The organism is Streptomyces sp. NPDC006512 (assembly GCF_040611935.1).
Lineage (GTDB): Bacteria > Actinomycetota > Actinomycetes > Streptomycetales > Streptomycetaceae > Streptomyces.
The window spans coordinates 256,590-263,978 of record NZ_JBEXPG010000003.1 but is presented as its reverse complement, the minus strand read 5'-3'; the positions used below and the strand labels follow the sequence as shown (position 1 = coordinate 263,978).

The following is a 7,389-nucleotide window of genomic DNA, read 5'->3' as shown; positions in this document are numbered from 1 at the left end:
CGGGGGTGTCGCCGAGGTCGGCGAGGGTCGTCAGCCGGATGTCCTCGCGGCGGGCCCTCGCCACGTACGCGCCGAAGCGCCGGGCGTCGAAGGCGCGACCGCCCCGCTGCCGTCCCAGCGCCGTCCCGGCCACCGTCCAGGTTCGGCGGAATCCGCACCGCACCGGCCCGCCGTCCGCCGCCTCGGATTCCAAGGCTCCGGGCCGGATCGGCCATCGCCCCTGACGTAGAATCACCACCCCGCTTCACAGATGAACCGTCCGCGGTCAGACGGCACGAAGGATGGGGACACGAGACGACGACAGTGCCGGGAGAGCCTTCGCATGGGTCTGAGGACCAAGATCGGGGCGACGATCACCGCCACCGCCGCCGTCGCGGTGCTGGTCACCGGAGTACAGGTGCCCGCCATGCTCATCGACGACGAGCGGGAAACCGTCCTGGACCGGCTGCGGTTCGCCGAGCGGGTGCATCAGGAGTCCGGGAGGGTTGCCTACGGTGCGCGGCTCGATCCGCCCGGCGTCCCGCCCGCCTTTCGCGAACGTCTCGCGCAGGGACGCCACAGCACCTACCTCCAGGAGACCCCTGACGGGAGGATGATCTGGGCCGGCGTCTCCACGAACGGCCACCTCCTGGTCATGAACACACCGGTCAGCGCCGTCGTCACCCAAGTGGAACAGGCGTTGTGGAAGTCGGGCGCCGTCGGTGTCGGCGTCACCGGGCTGGTCAGCGTCGCCGTCGCGGCCGGTTTCGGGCGCAGGCTCCGCGCCTCCGCACGGACCGCGGAGCGGATCGCGGAAGGCGACCTGACGGCACGTCTGCCCGAAGGCGGCCGAGACGAGATCACCGCCCTGACCCGCACCGTGAACGCGATGGCCGACGCGCTCGGCAGCCGCCTCCAGGCCGAACGCGAAGTGACCGCCAACATCGCGCACGAACTGCGCACCCCCGTCGCGGGCATGGTGGCCGCCGCCGGGCTGCTGCCCGACGGCAGGGCCGAGAACATGGTCAAGGAACGGGCGGGCAGGCTCCGGGACCTGATGGAAGACGTCCTCGAAGTCGCGCGCCTCGACAACGACGCCGAGGAAGCCGACCTCCGCTGGGTGGAGGCCGGCAGGCTCGCCCGGAGGGCGGCCCGGGCCGCGGTGGAGGCACGCACCGCCCCCGGCGCGCCCGAACCCGACGTGCGGGTGGAGGTGGTCGAGGACGCGCGCGTGCACACCGACCCGCGGCGCGTGGAGCGCGTGCTGACCAATCTCGTCACCAACGCCTTCCGCCACGGCGCCCCGCCCGTCGTGATCGAGGTGACGGGGCCGGTGATACGCGTACGCGACCACGGACCGGGCTTCCCCGGACACCTGCTGTCCTGCGGGCCCCAGAGGTTCCGCACCGGCGCGGCCGGCACCGGTCTGGGACTCGGCCTGACCATCGCCGCCGGGCAGGCCCGCCTCATCGGAGCCGAACTCCGCTTCACGAACCCGGAGGGCGGGGGTGCACAAGCCCTCCTCGACCTCGGGGCACCGGCGGAATCGGACGACTGACCGGCCCGCCCGTCCGGCCGGGTCTCACTTCAGATGGCGGTCGAAGAACCGGTTCCCGTCCTCCACCTCGAACCACGGGGTACCGGTGTGCCCGCCCAGGTTGGCGTGCAGCGTCTTCTCCCTGGTACCGAAGGCCTCGAACAGGTCCAGGGCCCGTTGCCGCGGGTTCCCTTCGTCGTCCCACTGCAGCAGGAACAGCAGGGGAACGGTGACCTGCCGGGCCTCCTCGCGCTGGGCGCGGGGCACGTAGCCCCCGGCGAAGAAACCGGCGGCCGCGATGCGCGGCTCGACCACCGCCAGCCGGATGCCGACGGCGGTCCATCCCGAGTACCCGACCGGGCCGCCGATCCCGGGCAGCGCGAGCAGGGCGTCCAGGGTGGTCCGCCAGTCCGGGACCGCGTTTTCGACCAGCGGGCCGATGAAGGACTCGAAGACCTCGTCGACCGGTCCGCCGGCCCGCATCGCCCGGCGGAAGTCGGCGCGGGCCCGCTCCTCGGCGGCGGAACGGGGCCGGTCGCCGCACCCGGAGGCGTCGATGGTGGCCACCGCGTAGCCCTGCGCCGCGGAGTGCCGCGCCCGGGCCACCAGCCGGTCCGCCCCCTTGGGGAGGCCGTTGTTGTGGGCCATCAGGATCAGCGGGACCGGTGTGGCGGATTCCGGCGTCCACAGGGTGCCGGGGATCTCGCCGAGGGTGAATTCGCGTTCGAGGACGCCGTCGTCGAGGCGTCGTTCGGAAGTGATGTGCATGGTCGTGCCTTTCGGGAGTGCTCGTGAACGGCGCTCCCGGACGACCTGTCTACCGTCCGACCGTGACCCCGGAGGGGAGCACCCATGTCGCTGCTGTGTTCACGGGTACCACCTCCTCGTTCTCTCGCACGGCCTCCGGGAACGTAGCAGTGGCCGCCGCGGGACGCCAAGCGGGTTTTCCCGGGAAGTGTGGCGGGCGATGTGGCGTGCGAGCCCTACGGGGTGCCCGGGACGACCAGGCCCGCCTCGTACGCCACGACCACGGCCTGGGCGCGGCTGTCCAGGGACAGTTTGGTCATGGTCCGGTTGAGGTGGGTCTTGACGGTGGCTTCGCTGATGTACAGCCGCTCGGCGATCTCGGTGTTCGACAGGCCCTTCGCGGCCAGGCGCAGCACCTCGCGCTCGCGGGCCGTGAGGGCGTCCAGACTGGCCGGGGTGTCCGGTACCGGGTCGGAGCGGGTGACGTAGGACTCGATCAGGCGGCGGGTGACGCTCGGGGCGAACAGCATGTCGCCGTGGGCCACCGCCGCGATCGCCTCGATCAGCTTGTCCGGCCCGGTGTCCTTGAGCAGGAAGCCGGACGCACCGGCGCGCAGGGCGGCGTACACGTACTCGTCGAGGTCGAACGTGGTCAGGACGAGGACCCGCGGCAGGGGGTCCACCGCCGCGGCGAGGATCCGCTCGGTCGCGGCGGTGCCGTCCAGCCCGGGCATGCGGATGTCCATCAGGATGACGTCCGGCCGGGTGCGGACGGCGGCTTCGACGGCCTCGTGGCCGTCTTCGGCCTCGCCGACGACCTCGATGCCGGGCGCCGCCCGGAGCAGGGCCACGAGGCCGGCCCGGATCAGGACCTGGTCGTCGACCACGAGGACCCGGATCATGCCGGAGGCCGGTTCTGGGCCCCGGGCGGGGGCGCGGCGACCGGAAGGGTGAGGCGCACGCGGAATCCCCCTTCGGGTCGTGGCCCGGCGTCGACCGTTCCGCCGTAGAGCCTCGCGCGTTCGCGCATGCCGATCAAGCCGTGTCCGGGCCCTGGTGCAACGTTGGCCGGATCCGGATGGTCGCCGCAACGCTCCGTGTCGGCACCCGGGCTGCCCTCCGCGCCGTCGTCGGAGACCGTGACGAGCAGTTCGTGCGGCCGGTAGGAGACGAGGACGGTGACCGCCGCGTGCCGCGCGTGCTTGATGACGTTGGTGAGCGCCTCCTGCACCACCCGGTACGCGCACAGTTCCACGCCGGGCGGCAGCGGCCGGGGCGCACCGTCGGTCCGCAGGTCGACGGCGACTCCCGCGGCCCGCACCCGTTCGGCCACCTCCCGCAGACCGCCCAGCCCGGGTATCGGGGCGTACGGGGCGCCGCCGTCCTCGGCGTCCGCGGCGGAGCGCAGCAGGGTGAGGATGCGGCGCAGTTCCCGCAGCGCTTCCTGGCTGGTCTCGGAGATCGTCCCCAGCGCCACGCGGGCCTGGTCCGGGGCGGACGGGAAGACGTAACCGGCCATCCCCGCCTGGACGTTGATCACCGCCATGTGGTGCGCGACGACGTCGTGCAGTTCCCGGGCGATGCGCCGCTGTTCCTCGGAGACCGCCTGACGCTCCCGCCACTCCTGCTCCCGGTGCAAACGGGCGGTGAGCGCGGCGAGTTGACCGTTGCGTTCGGCGAGTTTCCGGGCGCCGTTGCCGAACAGCCATACCACGACCGGAACGCCCACGGCCTGCACCACGGCGACGGTCAGGCCGAGTTCGGGTGCGGTGAGGCCGCTGTAGAAGACGACGGCCCCGTACAGCGCGGCACACGCCGCGGCCGTGCGCGGCGGGCGCCGCGCGGCGACGCCGTACAGGGCCACGGCGGGGGCCCAGAAGTTCAGGGAGGGCTGGTATCCGGCCAGGAGGTAGCAGGCGAAGGCGAGGCAGGAGACGACCAGGGCGCACACCGGGGCCCGGCGGCGCAGGGCGAGCGGCAGCCCGACCGACGCGGTCAGTACGTAGGCGGTGGTGTCGAAGGGCGGCCAGCCCGCCGGGTGGTACTGCCGGCCGGTGATGGCGGCGGCGGCGGTCAGGCCCACGGCCAGCGCGGCGTCGGCGAGCCGCGGATCGACGGAGCGGAGCCGGTCGGCCTGCCAGAGCCCGAAGCGCATCGGCGCACTGTACGCGGCGGCACCCGGCGCGGTCGTCATACCAGGGGTGTAGCGGGCGGGGGTGCCGTACTGACGCAGGGGTTTACCGCGGTTGTCCACTCTGCGGTTGACGCCTGGCGGGGGCGTCCGGGGGGACCGTACAGGGGTCCGAACGCACGCCGTCCGGCGTGCGGATCACTCCACCGGTCGACGTAGGGGGATCACGTGCACATCAAGAAGAGGGCGGGCGTACTGACGGCTGGAGTCGCACTGCTGGCGGGCCTCGGGCTCACGGGCACGGCGGCGCAGGCGGCTCCCGGTGCGGGGGCGGGCGGGGCGGCGGCGATGGCCTGCTCGACGTCCAACGCGGTCACGAAGAGGACCGCGAGCGTCGACTCCATCCAGATCGAGCTGCGGTACAGCACCTCCAGCCGCTGCGCCTGGGGCCGGATCTACTCGGCCGACCCGGGCGACAAGGTGTGGGTGGACCGCTCCTCCAACGGCGGAGGCACCTGGACCGGGCCCATGGGCATGACCACCGTCAATTCCGGCAGCGACACGCACACCCCCGCGTACGACGACGCGGGTTACGTGATGCGGGCCTGCGCGTGGAACGACACGACCGGCACCACGCGCTGTACGGGCTGGTACTGATCCTGCGGTGACGCGGTCGCCTGTCCACGGGGGGCGGGCGAGCGCGTCACCGCACCTCAGCCGGACGCCGCCCGGCGCCCGGCCGGGGGCGCGGCGTGGCGACCACCGCGTCCTCAGAGGTAGGACGCGGTGGTCCGGACCTCGCCGATCCGGGCGAAGACCCGCTGCACGGTCAGGGTGTGCTCGTCGGCGGCGAAGCCCGACATGGCGTCCTCCGCGAACTCCACCTCGTACCCGCGGTCCGACGCCGCCCAGGCGGTCGCCGCCACCCCCATCGTGGTCACCAGGCCGCCGAGGACGACCGTGTCCACGCCCCGCTCGCGCAGCCGCTCGTCCAGCCCGGTGCCTTCGAAGGCCCCGACGGTCCGCTTGACGATCTCGACGTCCCCGGGCCGCACGAGCCCCTCCACGTACCCGCTGCCGGGCGGCTGTTCGGCCACGCCGGGCCGCTCCACCCGCACCACCACCACGGGCAGTCCCCGTCCCCGGAACGCTTCGGCCAGCCGGCGGCAGCGCTCCGCCACCTCGGTGCCGGAGTACGGGGCCAGCGGCAGGGCGACGATACGGGGCATCAGGTCGATCAGGATCAGCGCAGGGTTCACCCGCCGATCCTACGGCCGGCCGCCTCCCACGCCGCCCGCCGCCCGCCCACAGCCGGCTTCCGGCTCACGTCGTGGACATTCCGGCACGGACACCCGTGGAAGCACCGCCTGCGGCGTACGGTCGACCGAGTGGCCGAGCCTCCCCGGCGGGGGCCGGTCCTCCTCGACGCCCTGCCCCGGACGGGAGCCCGCAGATGCGCTTCTACGCTCAGATCCCAGCACGTCGGAACCGCCAGGTACTCGCGGACCTGATCGCCGTGGCCCTGATGGCCGTCGCGGTGTGGTTCGCCCTCGCCGTCCACGGGGCGATCATGCGGCTCGCCGAGCCGGGGCGGAGGGTCGAGAGCTCCGGCGACGGCCTCGCCACCGCACTCGACAACGCCGGGGACGCGGCCTCGAACGTGCCGCTCGTCGGCGGCCTGCTCGAAAAGCCGCTCCGGTCGGCGGCCGGCGCCGGGACGGGGCTGGCCGACGCCGGACAGTCGCTCCAGGACGCCGTCGGCCAGGTGGCCGACCTGGCCGCCACGGTACTGATCGTCCTCCCGGTGGCCTTCGTGCTCCTCCTGTGGCTCCCCGCACGCCTGCGCTGGATCCGGCGCGGCGCCACCGTACGTCGCCTCCTCGACGGGCCCGGAGGCGCCGACCTGCTCGCCCTGCGCGCCCTCACCGGCTCGCTGCGCGACCTCGCCGCGCTCCCGGCCCCTGCGGGCGGTCTCGCCGACGCGTGGCGGCGCGGTGACCAGCAGGTCATCGCCGAGCTGTCCGAGGTCACCCTGAGGCGGGCCGGTCTGCGGCCCTGAGGGGCGGGGCGCGGACGCCCCGGCACCGAGCCCATCCGGGCGGCGGTCCGCGGGCCGTTCGGCTTAGGGTCGGGGGATGACGGAATCCCCCGAACTCGCCGCGGTCCTGCCGTGGTTGCCCGACCGCAGGCGGTCCGGGCCGCAGGCCCGGGCCTCCGACGGTCCTGCCGGGGCGGGCGCCGAGGCGGTGCGGCTCGTGCTCGCGGGGGAGGCGCCCGACGAGGAAGTGCTGCGGCAGCTCGCGGCCACGCTCGGGCTCCACGCCGTCGACCTGTTCGTCCTCGCGGGGCTGGACGTGCCCGACGACATGGCGCCGACGGACCAGGCGGCCGCCCCGTTCGCCCCGCGCATCGTGATGAACGCGGCCCACCTCCCCCCGGCGGACCGGCGGGAACTCCTCCACCTGGTCCGCTCACTGCCGCGGGAGGAACCCCGTTCGCCCTTCGCGCCGTGGGAGTTCGCGCACATCGGCGACGGCCCGGGCGGCCGGCTGATCCGCATGTTCTGCCATCGCAACCTGCGCTGGTCGGGCCTGGCACGGGTGATGGCGGTCCTGACGCCGACCTACCTGTCACCGTCCACCTACGGTGTGATCGGCGCGGGCCGCAAGGAACTGACGCCCCGCCTGGTGACGGACTTCGCCGCCCTGCTGGGGATCGACGCCGGCGAACTGGCCGTACTGACCGGCGTCACCCTGCCCGAGCCGCCACCGCGTCCGGCTCCCGAGGCCCTGGACGCCGCCGGGCTGCTGTGGGAGCTCCGGTACTTGTCCGAGGCGCAGGCCGAGCACGTCGCCGCACTGGCCGAGTCCCTGCGCGGGGACTCCTGCCGCGAGTACCGCCTCAACCTGCCCGCGTGGTGAAACCGGCCGGCCGGCGCGGTGGCGGGCGACGGCGGCGGCGGGCTGCGCCACCGCTCGTGTCGCATGCGCTCGCT

Annotated in this window: 8 protein-coding genes and 1 pseudogene; 4 read left to right on the top strand and 5 right to left on the bottom strand. The window is 73.9% G+C overall.

Features of this window, described 5'->3' with window-relative positions; all coding sequences use genetic code 11:
• Positions 1-193: pseudogene (locus ABZZ17_RS03805) on the bottom strand (hypothetical protein); the annotation flags it as partial.
• A 129-nt stretch (positions 194-322) separates the two neighbouring features.
• Between ABZZ17_RS03805 and ABZZ17_RS03800 the strand changes: the two are divergent.
• Positions 323-1,537 carry a sensor histidine kinase gene (locus ABZZ17_RS03800; RefSeq protein ID WP_356871605.1) on the top strand — a complete coding sequence of 405 codons (1,215 nt, stop codon included), beginning with the start codon at positions 323-325 and terminating at the stop codon, positions 1,535-1,537.
• Positions 1,538-1,561: 24 nt separating this feature from the next.
• Here ABZZ17_RS03800 and ABZZ17_RS03795 read toward each other — a convergent pair whose 3' ends face one another.
• The 3 genes from ABZZ17_RS03795 to ABZZ17_RS03785 all read right to left on the bottom strand — a co-directional run bounded on the left by ABZZ17_RS03795 (position 1,562) and on the right by ABZZ17_RS03785 (position 4,418).
• Positions 1,562-2,284 carry an alpha/beta hydrolase gene (locus ABZZ17_RS03795; protein WP_356871603.1) on the bottom strand — a complete coding sequence of 241 codons (723 nt, stop codon included), beginning with the start codon at positions 2,282-2,284 and terminating at the stop codon, positions 1,562-1,564.
• 215 nt (positions 2,285-2,499) lie between these two features.
• Positions 2,500-3,165: a response regulator transcription factor gene (locus ABZZ17_RS03790; protein WP_356871601.1), complete on the bottom strand. Its 666-nt coding sequence runs from the start codon at positions 3,163-3,165 to the stop codon at positions 2,500-2,502.
• A complete protein-coding gene (locus tag ABZZ17_RS03785; protein WP_356871599.1) occupies positions 3,162-4,418 on the bottom strand; it encodes a sensor histidine kinase in 1,257 nt (418 codons plus the stop codon). Before ABZZ17_RS03785 ends, ABZZ17_RS03790 begins: the two co-directional genes overlap by 4 nt.
• 204 nt (positions 4,419-4,622) lie before the next feature.
• Here ABZZ17_RS03785 and ABZZ17_RS03780 point away from each other — a divergent pair, with 204 nt between their 5' ends.
• A complete protein-coding gene (locus tag ABZZ17_RS03780; protein WP_356871597.1) occupies positions 4,623-5,051 on the top strand; it encodes a DUF2690 domain-containing protein in 429 nt (142 codons plus the stop codon).
• Between the two features lie 113 nt (positions 5,052-5,164).
• Here ABZZ17_RS03780 and ABZZ17_RS03775 read toward each other — a convergent pair whose 3' ends face one another.
• Positions 5,165-5,653 carry an isochorismatase family protein gene (locus ABZZ17_RS03775; RefSeq protein ID WP_356871595.1) on the bottom strand — a complete coding sequence of 163 codons (489 nt, stop codon included), beginning with the start codon at positions 5,651-5,653 and terminating at the stop codon, positions 5,165-5,167.
• Positions 5,654-5,847: 194 nt separating this feature from the next.
• Between ABZZ17_RS03775 and ABZZ17_RS03770 the strand changes: the two genes are divergently transcribed.
• Entirely contained in the window at positions 5,848-6,453 is a 606-nt protein-coding gene (locus ABZZ17_RS03770; RefSeq protein WP_356871593.1) for a hypothetical protein, read from the top strand.
• Positions 6,454-6,529: 76 nt separating this feature from the next.
• Positions 6,530-7,315, top strand: a complete 786-nt coding sequence (locus ABZZ17_RS03765) for a hypothetical protein (protein WP_356871591.1) — start codon at positions 6,530-6,532, stop codon at positions 7,313-7,315.
• Positions 7,316-7,389 lie beyond the last annotated feature (74 nt).